This is a genomic window from Brevibacillus sp. 1238 (assembly GCF_029892995.1).
Lineage (GTDB): Bacteria > Bacillota > Bacilli > Brevibacillales > Brevibacillaceae > Brevibacillus > Brevibacillus parabrevis.
This window is the reverse complement of sequence record NZ_JARXWC010000003.1, coordinates 173,430-190,567: the sequence shown is the minus strand read 5'-3', so window position 1 is coordinate 190,567 and position 17,138 is coordinate 173,430. Positions and strand designations below refer to the sequence as shown.

Sequence of the window (17,138 nt, the reverse complement as noted above, 5' to 3'; positions counted from 1 at the left end):
AAAAAAACCGTTCATGCCGCTTTAAGGTATGAGCGGTTTTTCATCGCTACAGCCTATCGGCGCAGAACAGCCCGCACAGGACTTCCATCAGCACCAGCCAAGGCGAGCGGCAGTGCGATCAATTCATAGTCGCCAGGCTCGATGGCATCTAGCCATAACCCTTCCAAAATATAAATGCCATGCTGGTGCAGCCCGTGGTGGGCAGGCAGCTCCTTGCTCTCTAGCGGATCGACGGAAGGCACGTCCAGGCCAAGCAGCCTGATTCCTTTTTCTGCCAGAAACGGCGGCAAATCAGGACGAAGGTAGCAAATCTCAGCAGGAAACGTCTCGGGTTCGGACCACGACATGGTTTTGAGCAACAATCGGGTTACCCCTGACAAGTCGATTCCCGCCAGATCATCCGCTCCGATGCTTGCACGCCCCGACACATCGACTACTCTGGCTGCGCCTACGTACAGATCAAGCGGCAATTCCAGCGTCGTTTTCCCGTGATCATCAAAATGAAACGGCGCGTCCACATGCGTTCCCGTGTGAATGCTCATCACGAGCTTCCCGACATTGACGGAGCCGCTTTCTGATTTGGGCCAGTTCACGGTGTACTGAAAAGCTGTGTCCCCCGGCCACGTCGGCGTAGCTTTTGTGAGTGGTCGAGATATATCATACAGCTTCATGTCGATTCCTCCCATTCCTTGCTGAATCAGCTCGATTACCCTCAGATTATAGAAAGACAGTCGTTGCGTCAATATTCTTTCTATTTCAAGAAAAACGGCAGGACCCCCTCACGTTTTTCAAGTGAGTCCGGTCCTGCCAGTCAAATGCGCCGATGCATGTCCAAATATTGTGCGACAGCCGCATAATGTCCGTCTCGGTTGATTTCTTGCAAATGTTCTTTGACCGTCCGCAGCCACTCGATCGTCGTCGGCCGAGTGGCTGCGATCGATTCGCGCAAATCGCTCATCTGAATGGGCCTTTCCACCCCTTTGGTCAAAAAATCGTGCAAGACTTGCTCGGTAGCAAGCTCAACTACGTACTCAATATCCGCTCCTGAATAAAATTCCGTCCAGCCTGCCAGTTGCGCGTAATCAATCGGCTCGGCGGGCCTGCCTCTCAGCTTCAACCGGAAAATTTCTGCCCGCGCTGCCCGATCCGGCGGACTGACAAACAGCATTTGCGCAAAGCCGATTTCCCGCAACCATGCGATGTCCAGCTCCCAGGGAACGGTAGTCGCTCCCATAAGGAACAGCCCTCGCTCAGCCTGCTGCCACTCGCCCAGTTTCGCAAGCCATGCAAATTCCGTATCCACCTGCTTCTGATAGGCGAACTGTGGCCCTTGTCGCCCGTCCAGCTCGTCCCAAAAGACAAGCAGCGGCTTATTTTGATAGCTGTCTGCCTCCGCAACAGCAGAAAAGGAAGACTCAGCGAGATAGGACATAACGTCGCTTCCTGCCGATTGCGCTATCGGAAAAAACGGAACGCGGCACTCCTCTGCCGTCGCTTTAGCGAGCAATGATTTGCCACAACCGGATGGGCCGTAAAGCAAAATCCCTCCTCGCTCTCCCCTTTCATGTACCACGCCTTGCTGTGTCAGGGCAGCGAATGTGTTTACGATCACTTCTTTTTCAGCTTGCAACCCGCCAACCGAATGATAGCCAGTCGTAAAGTCGGGCAACGCGCAACCATGCTCAACTGCTTTTCCTTTGCCCCCCTCTATCACCTGGATTCGTCGCGAGGGCCTCCAGCCAAAAAGAGAAGCCTCCCAAGAAGCGCTTCCTTTTTTGCTTTTGGAAAACGGCATTTCCCTTTGCAGCTTGTTCAATTCCACTGCAACTTTATCTTTTATTTCCCCATCTCCGAGTGAGAGAGCTTGCGTAAAAGCTTGCAATGCTTCCGTGCGATCCCCCAGTTCCGCATGCTCCATTCCCAAAAGAAACCATGCATGGGCATTTCCCCGATCATTGCTCAGCATGCTTTTTATGATCTCTATTTTCGCCATGTGATTCATCCTCTGCCATCAATATCCTGTGTCGTTATGTATGTCAGCTTTTGTTTTGCATGACTTCCATGCTAGGGAAAAAGTCTTCCACCCCATCCGAAAAAGGAGCGCGGACGTCTTTATTATAATGCAAACGTCCTGCAAGCAGAATATGGAAAGTCGGGATTGCGAACATTGGCGGACGAAGGACAAAATGACGTTGCAAACCGTTGCTTCGCCTGTCTAAACGAAAACGCTTCGTCTCTTTGGGAGAAACGAAGCGTTTTTGCCAGGTAACGGTTTTTTAGTCTTTGCCGTTTCCTTCGTTGTCCTCGGCATTTTGACCATTGTCTTTGCCAGATCCATTGCCATTGCCGGAACCGTTGCCTGTACCGCCGCCGTTGCCAGTTCCACCGCCGTTGCCGTTTCCTTTGCCGCCGCCTTCTCCAGTTCCGCCGCCGTTGCCGTTTCCTTTGCCGCCGCCTTCTCCGGTTCCGCCGCCGTTGCCGTTTCCTTTGCCGCCTTCTCCGGTTCCGCCGCCGTTGCCAGTTCCTTTGCCGCCGCCTTCTCCGGTTCCGCCGCCGTTGCCAGTTCCTTTGCCGCCTTCTTCACCAGCTCCGCCGCCTTGGCCTGTTCCACCACCGATGCCTTTGCCGCCACCTTGGCCTGTTCCGCCGCCTTGGCCTGCTCCACCGCCTTGGCCTGCTCCACCGCCTTGGCCTGCTCCGCCACCTTGGCCTGCTCCACCGCCTTGGCCTGCTCCGCCACCGATGCCTTCACCGCCACCTTGGCCTGCTCCACCACCGATGCCTTTGCCGCCACCTTGGCCTGCTCCACCACCGATGCCTTTACCGCCGCCTTGACCTGCTCCGCCGCCAAAGCCTTTGCCGCCACCTTGACCTGCTCCGCCGCCAAAGCCTTTACCGCCACCTTGACCTGCTCCGCCACCGATGCCTTTGCCGCCGCCTTGACCTGCTCCGCCGCCAAAGCCTTTGCCGCCACCTTGGCCTGCTCCGCCTCCGATGCCTTTGCCGCTACCTTGACCTGCTCCGCCGCGGTGTGGATTGGAAACGACTCGATCATAAGAGTAAACCATGCGATTAAGCGTGCGCTTGTCCACAGAGCCTGTCGCAGGCAAGCCGTGTTTTTTCTGGAAATGCTTGACGCCGCGCACCGTGACATCGTCGTAGTATCCGTTGATTTGTCCAGAATAGCTACCTAATGATTTCAACATCCCTTGAATCACGTATACGTCTGGTCCCTGCGCGCCTTTGCCTACCGCGAGACCTGTGCCCGGGATGAAAAAGAGCAACGCCAGCGCCAGAAAGCAAGAGCCGAATACCTTTCTGATTTTCCCTACTGCTTCGCGGGAGACTGCGCTCCCCGTCCATTCCTTCATGACATAAGCACCTTCCTTCAACTTATTTGTAACCCCTCTTACTATTCCCTGATTTGCTTTTCCATTACATGAATCACAGCGAGAGCCGTTGCGGAAAAACCTTTGCAAATCAGCCGTTTTGAAGGTTGCAAAAAAAAGGAAGGAGGATTATAATACGTTCAAATGATTAAGTTTATTAACGGAGTGTAGCTATGAATCATCCAACCTGTAACGAAAAAGCGATCCACCTTTTTATGCAGCTGAGTCCTTATTTCCAAGGGCTAGGTGATCCCGTGCGCCAGCAAATCGTCGCCCTGTTGATTGACAAAGAAAGCTTGAACGTCACGCAAATTGCCGAGCATATCCCGATGTCCAGGCCGACCGTTTCCCATCATTTGAAAATATTGCGGCAAGCCGGATTGCTCCACTCCGAGAAAAAAGGAACAGAAATTTACTACCGCTTGGAAATTACAGAGGCGATGCTTCTGTTTAAACAACTCGTCACATTTGTCGAAGAAGAATGTTCATAACGAGCAACTGGCAAGGGACAGCGCGTCCCTTTTCTTCTCCACTTTATGTTGATAAACTTAAACAAATAAACATACAAACGGAGGAGTTTTCTTTGGCTGAGAAAAAAGGATTAATCGTCGGCGGGTATGGGACTGTCGGCAGCCAAATTGCCCGCATTTTACACGAGCAAAATCACGACTTGCAATTGCTGCTCGGGGGCAGAAATCCGGGGAAGCCGCTTCCTTTCGCCTCTCCCCGAGTTCATTCGCTTTTCGTGGACAATACGGCAGCAGACCCGCTTATTAATGCGCCAAAAGACCTGTCCCTCATTATTAATGCCGTCAACGATCCTGATGACAGGCTGCTGCTCGCAAGCGCTCGGCGGCAAATTCCGCTCGTGGACGTCACCCGCTGGACAGAGCGATTCTCGGGAGCCATCGACCGACTGCGAAGCGTTGATCTTCGTGCGCCAATCGTCCTCGCCTCTGGGTGGATGGGAGGAACTCCCGCCCTTTTCGGCAAAATGTACGCAGACGGCTTGCAGGAAGCGTCTGTCGATATATACGCCCTTTACTCTTTGCATGATAAAGCAGGGCCGGATTCTACCGCTTACATGAACAGGATGACGATTCCTTTTCACGTTTTCGAAGGAAGCCAAACGCGAACCGTTCTGCCTATGACAGAGCCGCGTCCGGTTACTTTTCCGAACGGCTTTCGGGCCAAATGCTATCGGCTGGATACGCCCGATCATGTGACATTGGTACAAGATTCGTCCGTCCGTTCAGCAAACTTCCGCATCGCTTTCGATCAAACATGGTCCACGTCCGCACTCGTTTTCCTCGTGCGGAGCGGAGTGTGGAAGCTGCTCGGGCAAAAAGCGCGGCAAAGCATTTTGTACAACCCGGGCACAGGCGCTGCGCACCATGTCACCGTCCAGATTGAAGGACGCGACCAGCACGGTGTGCTCACGCGCAGACAGGTGGAGATCACAGACCCGCAGGGACAAACTCACCTGACCGCTACAGGAGCTGCCATCCAGGCGCAAAGAATCTTGATGGAAGGCAACAATCTGGCTACTGCTGGCGGCATCTTTTTCCCTGAACAACTGGCTGATCTGCGAGAAGATCAGACGTGGATCACCCGCTTTTTCGAAGCAGAAGGTGTTCAAATTCGCGTCCGAAATCAAGTCTGACGGGCGTTTCCACTGCTACGCAGAACAGGCAGGCAAAAAGGATGGCCCCTGGATCGGGCACTCTTCTGCGCTCTCCAGTTGCGTTTAGAACGAACCATTCGGATGTCTTGCTTTTCCATCTGGCGACTTTTTTCCCCGAAGCGTAAACTCTCGCCCAGTCCGCCACTTTGTGCGTGCCGAGACAATCCTTGTTGGTCGTTTCCAAAAAACAAAAAGAGTGGAGCCGTTACTTCAACGGTGTCCACTCTTTTCCGAAGCCAAATCAGTTTTTATGCAAAAAACGTCCGTGGAGATTTGCGCCATTCGCCCAGCACGCTCTCCTGTTCCGCTGTGATTACGCCTTGTTCTTTTGCCGCCTCAAGCAGTGCCGTGTAGTGGGAAATCGTCGTGCAAGGAACGCCTGCTTCGGCAAACAAGCTTTCCGCATCCGGGAACTGGTAGCTGAAGATCGCTACGACGCCCAGCACCTCGCCGCCCTCTGCCTGAACGGCTTGCGCTGCTTTCAGGGAGCTGCCGCCTGTAGAAATCAGGTCTTCGATGACCACTACTTTTTGTCCGGCGGAAAGTGCGCCTTCGATCTGGTTTTGGCGGCCGTGTCCTTTTGCCTTGTCGCGCACGTAAATCATTGGCAAATCAAGAACTTCTGCCACCCATGCCGCGTGCGGAATGCCAGCCGTAGCCGTTCCCGCCACAACTTCGGCGTCTGGATACTTTTCTTTGATCAGCTCGGCAAATGCCTGGGCAATCGCCCGGCGTACGTGCGGGTAAGACATGGTGATGCGGTTGTCGCAATAAATCGGCGACTTGATTCCCGATGTCCAGGTAAAAGGCTGTTCCGGGCGCAGGTGAACCGCTCCGATCTCCAGGAGGTTCGCTGCAATTTGTTTGGCTGTTGTGTTTGTCGTCATTTCTCTTCATCCCTTCCGGCGTGAATGCTTACGCGCGATCTGCTTCTACCGCTGCCACGATACTTTGCCAGACGCCTGCGGGATCTTTTGCCCCTGTGATGGCACGTCCGATCACGAGATAGTCGCTGCCCAGGCGGAAAGCCTGTTCCGGTGTCGTAATCCGCGTCTGATCTCCTTGATCTGTTCCCAAAGGACGGATGCCTGGCGTCACGGTTACGAAAGACTCGCCCGCTGCCTGTTTGATCATCGGCACTTCCAGTGGAGAAGCGACAACCCCGTCCAATCCGGCTTGCTTCGTCATCATGGCGTAATGCACGACGACATCTTCGACGGAGCCTGGGATCGCAAGCTCCTGGTTCATCGTCTGCATTCCTGTCGAAGTAAGCATCGTTACGCCGATCAGGAGAGGACGAGCAGCACCTGCCGCTGTCCCCAGCTCCAATCCTTCCCTCGCCGCTGCCATCATTGCCACGCCCCCGGCAGCATGCACGTTCACCATGTCAGCGCCAAGACGCGCGAGGCTTTTCATCGCCCCTTTGGCTGTATTCGGGATGTCGTGAACTTTCAAGTCCACAAACACTTTGAGCCCCTGCTCTTTCAAATAGGACACGATGGCTGGCCCTTCGGCGTACGCCAGCTCCATCCCCACTTTTACGTAGCGGATGTGCCCGGAGAGCGGCTCCAGGCACTTCTTCACTTCATCCATGGTGGAAAAGTCGAGCGCAACAATCATGCGCTCCCGAACATCTGTCAATTGCTGTTGCACACTGCTCTCCCCTTTTCTCGTCCAGTCTGGTCTGCTACCCTTGACCCTCGTCTAGGATACGGTTGCTGCCACTTTCGCACCTGCGCGTTGGGCAGGCATTGCTTCTGTCGAGAACGTGATCGTTTCCAGCACATGCAGAAGGGCAGAAGCTGTGTCCAGCGAAGTCAAGCATACCGCGCCGTTCTCTACTGCTTCGCGGCGGATGCGGAAGCCGTCGCGCTGTGGCGTTTTGCCTTTTGTCAGCGTGTTGAGCACGATGTTCGCTTCGCCTGTATGGATCACGTCGAGCAGATTTGGCGTGCCTTCGGACAGTTTGTTCACGCGTGTAACGGACAAGCCTGCTTGCTCCAGATAATCAGCCGTTCCTGCCGTCGCCATCAGCTTGAAGCCGAGGTGGCGGAAACGTTTTACGATGTCGAGCGCTTCTTCCTTGTCTTTGTCTGCTACTGTTACGAGCAAGGTTCCTTGTGTCGGGATGTTCATGCCAGCAGCGACCAAGCCTTTGTACAGCGCTTTTGCCAGCGTGCTCTCCCGGCCCATGACTTCCCCGGTCGACTTCATTTCCGGGCCGAGCGTAATGTCTACGCGACGCAGCTTGGCGAAGGAGAAGACCGGAACTTTGACCGATACAACCGATTCTTCCGGATGGTAGCCCGGTGTGAAGCCTTGCTCGACGATCGAGTGGCCGAGAATCGCTTTCGTTGCGATGTTCGCCATCGGAATGCCTGTCACTTTGGAAAGGAATGGCACCGTACGGGAAGAGCGCGGATTCACCTCGATGACGTATGGGCGATCTTTGTAGATGACGAACTGGATGTTGAGCAAGCCTTTGACTTGCAGCGCACGCGCCAGCTTCGTCGTCATGTCGATCAGTTCATCCTTGATCGCCTGGGAGAGCGATTGCGGCGGGTAAACCGCGATAGAGTCGCCGGAGTGAACCCCTGCGCGCTCGATGTGCTCCATGATGCCTGGGATCAGCACGTTTTCGCCATCGCAGATCGCATCGACTTCTGCCTCTACCCCGACCATGTAACGGTCGACCAATACCGGGTGATCCGGGTTGACCTTCACTGCTTTTTCCATATACTCACGAAGCTCGGCTTCGTTGTAGACGATCTCCATTGCCCGTCCGCCCAGGACGTAGGATGGACGAACCAGTACCGGGAAGCCGAGCGATTCCGCTGCGACTACCGCTTGCTCGACAGATGTTACCGTCTTGCCAGGCGGCTGCGCGATATCCAGGCTGCGCAGGAGCGCTTCGAACTTCTCGCGGTTTTCTGCTGCATCGATGTTTTCCAGGCTCGTGCCCAAAATTTTGATGCCGCGCTCGGCCAGCTTGTCAGCCAGGTTGATCGCTGTTTGTCCGCCGAACTGCACGATCACGCCTTCCGGTTTCTCAACATCGAGAATGTTCATGACGTCTTCGATGTACAGCGGCTCGAAGTACAGGCGGTCGGATGTATTGAAGTCTGTCGAAACCGTCTCCGGGTTGTTGTTGATGATGACCGCTTCATAGCCCGCTTCGCGCAAAGCCCAGACAGCATGCACGGTTGCGTAGTCAAACTCGATCCCTTGACCGATCCGGATCGGGCCGGAGCCAAGTACGACCACGCGCTTTTTGCCTGTTTCGATGCGCTCATCTTCTACCTCGTAGCTGGAGTAGTAGTAAGGCGTTTGCGCTTCAAATTCGGCTGCGCACGTATCTACCATTTTGTATACCGGAACGAAGCCTTTTTCCATGCGGAGCGCACGTACTGCTTCTTCGGTTTCGCCGCACAGCTCGGCGATTTTCCGGTCGGTGAAGCCCATCCGTTTTGCTTCGAACAGTTTGTCAGCTGTCAGTCCGTTTGCCAGCTCTTGTTCAAAAGCGATCATTTTGTGGAACTTGTGCAGGAAGAACAGGTCGATCTTCGTCAAGCTGTGCAGTTGGTCGATGGTCCAGCCGCGGCGCAGTGCTTCCGCCAGCAGGAACAGGCGCTCATCGTCGGCCTGAATCAGACGGGCTGTCAGTTCCTCTTCGGAAATCTCTCCCGCCCCTTTGATCTCGATGTGGTAGGAACCGATTTCCAGGGAGCGGATCGCCTTCATGATCGATTCTTCAAAAGTGCGTCCGATCGCCATGACTTCGCCTGTCGCTTTCATTTGCGTGCCGAGCTTGCGGTTGGCAGACTGGAACTTGTCAAACGGCCAGCGCGGGATTTTGCTCACGATGTAGTCCAGTGTCGGCTCAAAGCAAGCGTACGTCTGTCCTGTCACCGGGTTTTTCAGTTCATCCAGCGTATAGCCGATGGCGATTTTCGCTGCCATTTTCGCAATCGGGTAGCCAGTAGCTTTGGAAGCCAGCGCAGAGGAACGGCTTACGCGCGGGTTTACCTCGATGACGTAATATTGGAAGCTGTGCGGATCAAGCGCGTACTGCACGTTGCAGCCGCCTTCGATGCCGAGTGCGCGAATGATGTTCAGCGCGGAAGAGCGCAGCATTTGGTACTCGCGGTCAGCGAGCGTCTGGCTTGGCGCTACGACGATCGAGTCACCTGTGTGAACCCCTACCGGGTCGATGTTTTCCATGTTGCAGACCACGATGCAGTTGTCGTTGGCATCGCGCATGACTTCGTACTCGATTTCCTTCATTCCGGCAATGCTTTTCTCGATCAGGCACTGGGTAATCGGCGAGTATTTCAGACCGCTTGCGACGATCTCGCGGAGGCTTTCTTCGTCGTCGCAAATTCCGCCGCCTGTTCCACCCAGGGTGTAGGCTGGGCGCACGATGATCGGATAACCGATTTCGTTGGCGAAATTGACCGCTTCTTCGACTGTGCTGACGATCACCGATTCAGGAACCGGCTCGCCCAGCTCGTTCATGAGGGCGCGGAACAGCTCGCGGTCTTCCGCCTGCTTGATCGATTCCAGCTTGGTGCCGAGCAGCTTCACGTTTTCTTGCTCCAAAATGCCTGCTTCTGCAAGGGCAACCGCCATGTTCAGGCCTGTTTGACCGCCAAGGGTAGGCAAAAGTCCGTCCGGCTTCTCCTGACGGATCACGCGCGCTACAAATTCAGGCGTGATTGGCTCGATGTACACTTTGTCAGCCATATTGGTATCAGTCATGATAGTCGCCGGGTTGGAGTTGATCAGGACAACTTCCATGCCCTCTTCTTTCAATGCTTCGCAAGCTTGCGTACCAGCGTAGTCAAATTCCGCAGCTTGCCCAATGACGATGGGACCCGATCCGATCACGAGGATTTTTTTCAAATTAGCGTGTTTTGGCATGAGTTTTTTCCTCCTTAGCGGTTTCCATCATCGCAAGAAACTGGTCGAACAAGTAGCCGGAGTCGTACGGCCCTGGAGCCGCTTCCGGGTGATACTGAACGGAGAAGGCGTTCTTCGCTTGGTTGCGCAGTCCTTCAATCGTCCCGTCATTCAGAGCGATATGGGTAACTTCCAGCTCGGTTCCCGCGAGCGAATCTTCTTTTACAGCGTAGCTGTGGTTTTGGGAAGTGATGTATGTGCGTCCCGTCGGCAGCTCTTTCACCGGATGGTTGCCGCCGCGGTGGCCGAATTTCATTTTCATCGTGTCTGCGCCAGAAGCGAGGGCGAACAGCTGGTGTCCGAGACAGATGCCGAACAGCGGGTATTCTCCCAAAATGCTGCGGATCATCTCGCTTGCTTGCGGTACATCTTTCGGGTCGCCAGGGCCATTGGACAAAAGGATGCCGTCTGGCTGGATGCGGCGAATTTCTTCTGCCGTCACGTCATACGGCACGACGACCACATCGCAGTTGCGCTTGGTCAGTTCGCGCAAGATGCCGTGCTTGGAGCCAAAGTCAACGAGTGCGACGCGATGTCCCGTCCCTGGGCAGCTGAACACGCTTTTTGTAGAGACGCGGGAAACTTGATCCGTCATCAAGGTCGTGTTGTTGAGCGCTGCCACCAGCTCGTCAAGCGGGGCTTCACTGGTCGTAATCATGCCTTTCATCGTGCCGTGGTAGCGGATTTTTCTCGTCAGCATCCGCGTGTCTACTCCGGCAATCCCCGGGATGTCGTATGTTTTCAGCAGCTCATCCAGCGTGTTGGTGTTGCGCCAGTTGCTCGGCATATCGCAATGCTCGCGGACGACGAAGCCGTGAATGTACGGACGAACAGCTTCAAAGTCGTCGCGGTTGATCCCGTAGTTCCCGATCAGCGGGTATGTCATGGTTACGATCTGCCCGCAGTAGGACGGGTCAGACAGAACTTCCTGGTATCCTGTCAGTCCTGTATTGAAAACCACTTCCCCGTAGGATTCCTTCGTCGCTCCGAACGCTGTTCCGATAAATTCTGTTCCGTCTTCCAAAATCAATCTTGCACGCATCTATGCTCCTCCTTCATTTTCGTGTAAAAGCTGCCGTCTCTCCCGTAGGTGCCCGCTCGCTTGCTAGTTGACAGGCTGAGTCGTTTTACACGCCTTGATGTACGATCTTGCCGTCTACCAGTGTTAGGATCGGCCAGCCTTTGCACGCCCATCCCGTAAACGGTGTATTGATTCCTTTGCTGGCAAAGGTTGTCGGATCAATTTTCTTTTCTGTCTCCAGGTCGATGACAGTCAAGTCTGCCACCGCGCCTACTTCCAAACGTCCGGCCGACAGTCCGAAAGCTTTCGCTGGCTGTACAGTCAACAGCTCAACCAGTCTTTGCAGAGTCAGCTCGCCTGTTTGCACCAGGTTGGTATAAAGCAGCGGGAAAGCTGTTTCCAGACCGACGATGCCGAATGGCGCGCGAGCCATGCCGTTTGCTTTTTCTTCCTGCGTATGTGGAGCGTGGTCTGTCGCGATCATGTCGATCGTGCCGTCTTTTAGCCCGGCGATCAGCGCTGCGCGATCCTCGCGGGAACGCAGCGGCGGATTCATTTTCCAGTTCGTATCCAGATTGTCCGGGATGTCCTCGTCACACAGCAGCAAGTGGTGTGGCGTTACTTCGCAAGTGACGTTCACACCTGCACGCTTGCCGTCGCGCACGAGTCTTACAGATTCTTTTGCGCTGATGTGGCATACGTGGTAGTGCACACCTGTCTGTTCCGCAAGCAAAATGTCGCGTCCGACGTGGATGGACTCGGATTCGGACGGAATGCCAGGCAGTCCGTGGCGCGCTGCGACCACGCCGTCGTGCAAGGCCGCTCCCGGAATCAGCAGGTCTTCGTCCTCGCAGTGGGCGACAATCGAAATTCCCAGCTCGGCTGCTGCTGTCATCGCTTTTTTCATCATCGCCGTGGACTGCACGCCGACACCGTCATCTGTCAGGGCAAAAATTCCCGCTTCCTTCAAGCCTGCGAAGTCTGTCAGTTCTTTTCCCAGCTGGCGTACGGTGATCGCGCCGTAAGGAATCACGCGGGCCTTTCCGGCTGCACGCGCTTTGTCCAGGATCGAGGTCACTGTTTCCACACTGTCAATGGAAGGACGGGTATTCGGCATGCAGCAGATCGTCGTGAAGCCGCCACGCACGGCTGCTGTCGCTCCTGTCTCGATTGTTTCTTTATGTTCAAAACCCGGCTCGCGCAGGTGGACGTGGACATCAATCAATCCCGCACTGATCATTCCGCCTTTGCAATCTACCCAGTCATGGCCTTCGCGCGGCAGGCTTTCTCCCATCGCGGCGATTCGTCCCTCTTCCACCAATATTTCTACCGGGATCAGTTCTCCCGCCTGATTTAGTACGTTGCCGTTGCCAAGGATGGTTCCCATTTTGCATCGCTCCCTTTCAGCAGAGTTTCCAGTACAGCCATTCTCGCTGCGACTCCATTGGTTACTTGTTTTTGGATTAAAGATGTTTCGCATTCTACCAGGTCGGTGTGAATCTCGACTCCGCGATTGACAGGGGCCGGATGCATGATGACCGCGCCTTGCTTCATCATGGTCGCCCGCTCCAGCGTCAGCCCGAATGCTTTGTGGTACTCTTCCTTGGAAGTGTAGAGCGATTCGGTGTGGCGCTCCAGCTGGACGCGGAGCATCATGACTACATCTGAAGTTTGGATCGCTTCTTCCATGCTCACTACTTTGACGCCTTGCGGGATGTCCGCTGGCATCATCGCAGGCGGACCAGCCAGCAGCAGATTGATTCCCAGCTTAGGCATGGCGTGCAGGTGCGAACCGAGCACGCGGCTATGGCGCAAGTCGCCGATGATCGCCACCGTCAAGCCCTCCAGCATGCCGAACTGCTGTTTCATCGTCAGCAGGTCGAGCAGGCATTGAGTCGGATGCTCGTTTGTCCCGTCTCCGGCGTTGACCAGCTTCATGTCTACCGTCTGCGCCAGCTCCTGCAACAGCCCTTCCTTTTTCGTGCGGATCACCGCAGCCTCCACGCCCATCGCTTCCAGCGTGCGGATCGTGTCATACACCGTCTCGCCTTTTACTGTAGAGGAGGTTTCCGGGATGAAGTTCAACACATGTGCGCCGAGTCTCTTTTGAGCTACTTCGAAAGAGAAGCGGGTTCTGGTGCTGGCTTCAAAGAACAGATTCGCCACGAAGCGGCCGCGCAAGATGTCTGCTTGCTCACTGGGTCTAGCCGCCCAGTATTGCGCGCGGTCCAAAAGCTGGACCAACTGTTGTTTGGACAAGTCTTTCAAGCCAATCAGGTGCGCTAGGTTGTTCATCGAAAATCCCTCCGGTTAATCTGATTTATCGAAAGAAAAAGCTTCTTGACTCACGTTACCTATAGAGAGGTAGCAGAGACAAGAAGCCGGACGGATGCCGATTTTGGGCAGCCAAAACAGCGTTCTATGCCTTGCCAGCCTCTCGGGACTGGATTTAAAGGAATGGGGAACGTTTACGCGATTTGTTTTTCGTCTTCGCGGGATGCTTCCCCCATCGCCGACTCTTTGCCAGGCAGGATGAGGTGCAGGAAGATTCCCAGGAAGGTAGAGAATGCGATATTGTCAATGGTCAGGTCGCTGAAAAGACCTCCACCTGCAAAGCTGATCTTGTATCCGCCGATCCCGGTGACGAGAATCGCAGCGGCGACAATCATGTTGCGTTTATTGGCAAAGTCTACTTTGTGTTCGACGTACATCCGCAAGCCTTGTGCCGCGATAATCCCGAACAGGATAATCGACACACCGCCAAGCACCGGAGTCGGAATCGTCATCAACAGCGCGCTGATTTTGCCGATGAAGGCGAACAGGATGGCGAAGACGGCTGCCAGACCGATGACTACTTTGCTGTACACACGAGTGATGGCCAATACCCCGATGTTTTCGCCGTACGTTGTCGCTGGCGGCCCACCGATGAACGCGGCCAGCGAAGTGGCAATCCCGTCACCGAGCAAGCTGCGGTGCAGACCTGGATTTTTCATCAGGTCACGATCCATGACTTTGCTTGTTACCAACAAGTGGCCCAGATGCTCTGCCAGTGTGACGAATGCGACTGGCGCGATAACCAGTGCGGCGATCCAGGCAGATCCGTTGCCGATCACACCCATCACTTCACCGAACTTGAACGGTGGCGCAACGAACCAGTCGGCTGTAACAACCTTTTGAAAGTCGATCAGTTCCGGGTGACGAATCAGCGTGTATACATACCCTGTGATAATTCCGATCAGGATCGGGATGAGTCCGAGGAAGCCGCGCAGCATAACCGCTGCCAAAATGGTGATCAGCATCGTCACCAGAGAAATTTCGATGGAGGTCAGAGACATTTGCGACTGTCCATCTACCGTTACTTTCGTTGCCATGTCTACCGCTACACCAGCCAGGCTCAGTCCGATGACGACGATGACCGAGGCGATCACAACCGGAGGCAGCACTTTGTCAAGCCACTTGACGCCTGCCTTTTTCACAATGCCCGCGACGATGATGTACACGATCCCGGACAAGAAGCAGCCGAGCAGTGCAGTGCCTACTCCGTGCGAGGCCGTTACGGCGATGATCGGGCCGATGAAGGCGAATGATGATCCGAGATAGTTCGGAATTTTTCCTTTTGTAATCCAGAGGAACAAAAGCGTGCCGATTCCGCTGGTGAACAGCGCCGTCGCTACATCGAGCCCGGTCAGGATCGGCACCAGTACCGTAGAGCCGAACATCGCGAACAAGTGTTGAATGGATAGCGGCAGCAGCTTGGAAATCTGTGGTGTTTCGTCTACATCAACATAGTGTTTTTGGCTCATGGCCTTATTTTCCCCCTGTGTTTCATTTTCTTCCCTCGTTCATACAAAAAGCCTCTTTGTGCGGACACAAAGAGGCTAACTTCACCATACACATGGGAAGTTTCTTGCCTCTTGTCGACCTCACGGGATCGCTGTTAAAGAGGATTCATTCAGTTAGATCAGCTGTCGGATGGACACGATGTCCATCACGTCTACTTCAGCCAGTTGCACGTCGACGATTTCCGTCCGCGCAGTCGGCAAGTTTTTCCCGACAAAGTCAGGGCGAATCGGCAGTTCGCGATGACCGCGGTCAACGAGCACAGCCAGTTGGATCATCCGCGGGCGGCCGCTGTCAATCAGAGCATCCAGCGCGGCGCGTACCGTTCTTCCGGTATAAAGCACGTCATCCACCAGAATGACTGTTTTTCCTGTAATTTGATCGGGGAGCTGCGAGCCTTGCAAAACCGCATCCTCCGATTTGTGTTGCAGATCGTCGCGATAAAAGGTAATGTCCAGCTCGCCGACTGGCACTTTTACGTTCTCGATCATCTCGATTCTTTCGACCAGACGCTTTGCGAGGTAAATTCCTCTGGTCTTGATGCCTACGATGATGCAGTCCTCGACACCCTTGTTTCGCTCGATAATTTCGTGGGCAATGCGAGTAAGCGCGCGGCGGATTGCCGCTTCATCCATGATGACACTTTTGTTGATCATCTCGATATCCCCTCCTCGACGGGAACAGTGGCTTTACGAAAAAAGGCTCCTTGTCAGGAGACAAGAAACCCTCGGACAAGGAAGCCAGCTTGCGCTAGACCTCGCTTGTCATTCCGTGCCCTTGCCAGCCTCACGGGACTGGATTTAAAGGTTCCATTCGTCAAATAGGATTATGTCACGAAACAAGCCGGGTGTCAATGGAATGGCAAGAAATCTAACTATTCCAATAGACGGCGATCCACTCCGGCAAGTAATTGGCGTAATAGCCGATGTCGCCCGTGATCCCTCTGACTAGCTCGGTTTCTTTTCCGTCTGCTTGCAGGAACAAGGAGCCGTCCTCGGCGGAAGCGAGGCGCAAGAACAGGAGCTGCTTGCCGTCAGGAGATGGGGATGGATAGTAATCAGCCGTCTGCAGCGAGCCTTTCGTCAACGGCTGCTCTGCCCCGTTTGCTTCTCGCGTCCAGATACGCTGGCCGGGCACCATCACCTTTTTCGGGTCAAAAGCGTACGGCGTCGCTTTTCCTCTGGAGAAAAACAACGTGTACGGCGGCTTTTGCATCCAGACGGGATACGTGTCGACACTGTCTGCCGGGCTCGCCGAAACGACTTTTCCATCGCGGCTGGACAGCTTCAAGTGTTTGTTTTCCGTCGCCATCCGGTCGTTTCCGTCAATAAAAGCGAGTTGCTGGCTGTTCGCCGTCCACTCGAGCCACTGGGAGTAGGCCAAGCCTGAGCCTAGTTCGAGCGGCTTTTTCGCAGGCTGCTTCAGATTGAACAATTGGATCGGCACGCCATCCGCAGACAAGGAAGCGGCGTTGTAGCGCACGTAATAGGCGACGAGCTGACCGTCAGGCGATACTTTCATGTTCGTCGCCGCCAGGGCGTAAATCCCATCTTCGACATTCGGCGCCTCTGCGATCGGATACGCAGCGACAGGTTTGCCCGCCAGATTTTGCAGCACCAGCTTCATCGGGCGATCTTTTCCTGCTTCCCACGAGGTCAGGATCGTTTCGCCGTCCGGCATCCAGGTGAAGTCGAAAAACGCAGCAGATGTCTCGCTCGTTGCGAGCACCTCTCCGGTTTCCCGCACTTCCTTGATGCTGAACAAAGTGCGCGGCTGTTCGGCTGTACCGACATTGACTGTGTAGGCCACCTGATTTTTCTGCGGCGACCATTTCGGCTTTCCGGTAATCGCTCTGTCATCGATTTGCACCACTTTGCTGCCATCCGCGCGAACCGCCCACAAATAGCCCGGTTCCGTATAGTTGTCGTTTCCTTTGTATTTCACAAACAACAGCCATTTGCCGTCAGCGGACCAGCCTGCGATTTCGGCAAGTCCGTCTTTGGTGATTTGCTTCGGCGCTTTGCTTTTATCCTGCCCGTCCAGCAAAAACAGATGCTGATTGCTCGTAAAAGCTACGTGCGCCGGGACGCTCACTTCCTTGTTCACTCGTTCCGGAAGCTTCACCTGTTCTTGCGCCATCGCCTGCCCGCCTGCTGCCGACAGCATGCCAAGCATCGTCAAAACAGCAGCCGCCTTACGCCACTTCCCTCTCATCTTATCCCCTCCTCGACATCGTTTGCGTCAA

Annotated in this window: 14 protein-coding genes; 2 read left to right on the top strand and 12 right to left on the bottom strand. The window is 54.7% G+C overall.

Features of this window, described 5'->3' with window-relative positions:
- Window positions 1-53 precede the first annotated feature (53 nt).
- The 3 genes from kynB to M2298_RS08465 all read right to left on the bottom strand — a co-directional run bounded on the left by kynB (window position 54) and on the right by M2298_RS08465 (window position 3,371).
- Window positions 54-671, bottom strand: a complete 618-nt coding sequence (gene kynB / locus M2298_RS08475; protein WP_173600208.1) for an arylformamidase — start codon at window positions 669-671, stop codon at window positions 54-56.
- A 140-nt stretch (window positions 672-811) separates the two neighbouring features.
- The gene (locus tag M2298_RS08470; RefSeq protein WP_173600209.1) at window positions 812-1,993 is read right to left on the bottom strand and encodes an AAA family ATPase; all 1,182 of its coding nucleotides are present in this window, start codon (window positions 1,991-1,993) and stop codon (window positions 812-814) included.
- 283 nt (window positions 1,994-2,276) lie between these two features.
- Window positions 2,277-3,371, bottom strand: a complete 1,095-nt coding sequence (locus M2298_RS08465; protein WP_280648435.1) for a peptidoglycan-binding domain-containing protein — start codon at window positions 3,369-3,371, stop codon at window positions 2,277-2,279.
- Between the two features lie 191 nt (window positions 3,372-3,562).
- Between M2298_RS08465 and M2298_RS08460 the strand changes: the two genes are divergently transcribed.
- Together M2298_RS08460 and M2298_RS08455 are read left to right on the top strand one after the other, a co-directional pair.
- The gene (locus M2298_RS08460) at window positions 3,563-3,880 is read left to right on the top strand and encodes an ArsR/SmtB family transcription factor (protein WP_063229913.1); all 318 of its coding nucleotides are present in this window, start codon (window positions 3,563-3,565) and stop codon (window positions 3,878-3,880) included.
- Window positions 3,881-3,972: 92 nt separating this feature from the next.
- The gene (locus M2298_RS08455) at window positions 3,973-5,052 is read left to right on the top strand and encodes a saccharopine dehydrogenase family protein (RefSeq protein ID WP_280648434.1); all 1,080 of its coding nucleotides are present in this window, start codon (window positions 3,973-3,975) and stop codon (window positions 5,050-5,052) included.
- Between the two features lie 269 nt (window positions 5,053-5,321).
- Here M2298_RS08455 and pyrE read toward each other — a convergent pair whose 3' ends face one another.
- The 9 genes from pyrE to M2298_RS08410 form a co-directional block, all read right to left on the bottom strand.
- Entirely contained in the window at window positions 5,322-5,960 is a 639-nt protein-coding gene (gene pyrE / locus M2298_RS08450; RefSeq protein ID WP_063229915.1) for an orotate phosphoribosyltransferase, read from the bottom strand.
- 28 nt (window positions 5,961-5,988) lie between these two features.
- Window positions 5,989-6,726, bottom strand: a complete 738-nt coding sequence (gene pyrF / locus M2298_RS08445) for an orotidine-5'-phosphate decarboxylase (RefSeq protein WP_122965050.1) — start codon at window positions 6,724-6,726, stop codon at window positions 5,989-5,991.
- 51 nt (window positions 6,727-6,777) lie between these two features.
- Window positions 6,778-9,993 carry a carbamoyl-phosphate synthase large subunit gene (carB, locus tag M2298_RS08440; RefSeq protein WP_122965049.1) on the bottom strand — a complete coding sequence of 1,072 codons (3,216 nt, stop codon included), beginning with the start codon at window positions 9,991-9,993 and terminating at the stop codon, window positions 6,778-6,780.
- Window positions 9,977-11,074, bottom strand: coding sequence for a carbamoyl phosphate synthase small subunit (locus M2298_RS08435; RefSeq protein WP_217021497.1), 1,098 nt, complete (start codon window positions 11,072-11,074; stop codon window positions 9,977-9,979). Before M2298_RS08435 ends, carB begins: the two co-directional genes overlap by 17 nt.
- 85 nt (window positions 11,075-11,159) lie before the next feature.
- Window positions 11,160-12,440 carry a dihydroorotase gene (locus tag M2298_RS08430; protein ID WP_122965047.1) on the bottom strand — a complete coding sequence of 427 codons (1,281 nt, stop codon included), beginning with the start codon at window positions 12,438-12,440 and terminating at the stop codon, window positions 11,160-11,162.
- Window positions 12,407-13,348: an aspartate carbamoyltransferase catalytic subunit gene (locus M2298_RS08425; protein ID WP_173597056.1), complete on the bottom strand. Its 942-nt coding sequence runs from the start codon at window positions 13,346-13,348 to the stop codon at window positions 12,407-12,409. The genes M2298_RS08430 and M2298_RS08425 overlap by 34 nt, the downstream gene beginning before the upstream one ends.
- Window positions 13,349-13,521: 173 nt before the next feature.
- The gene (locus M2298_RS08420) at window positions 13,522-14,856 is read right to left on the bottom strand and encodes a solute carrier family 23 protein (protein WP_122965045.1); all 1,335 of its coding nucleotides are present in this window, start codon (window positions 14,854-14,856) and stop codon (window positions 13,522-13,524) included.
- A 153-nt stretch (window positions 14,857-15,009) separates the two neighbouring features.
- Entirely contained in the window at window positions 15,010-15,549 is a 540-nt protein-coding gene (pyrR, locus tag M2298_RS08415) for a bifunctional pyr operon transcriptional regulator/uracil phosphoribosyltransferase PyrR (protein ID WP_063229922.1), read from the bottom strand.
- A gap of 214 nt (window positions 15,550-15,763) precedes the next feature.
- Complete coding sequence (locus M2298_RS08410) at window positions 15,764-17,107, bottom strand: TolB-like translocation protein (protein WP_173599272.1); 1,344 nt, start codon at window positions 17,105-17,107, stop codon at window positions 15,764-15,766.
- Between the last annotated feature and the right edge of the window lie 31 nt (window positions 17,108-17,138).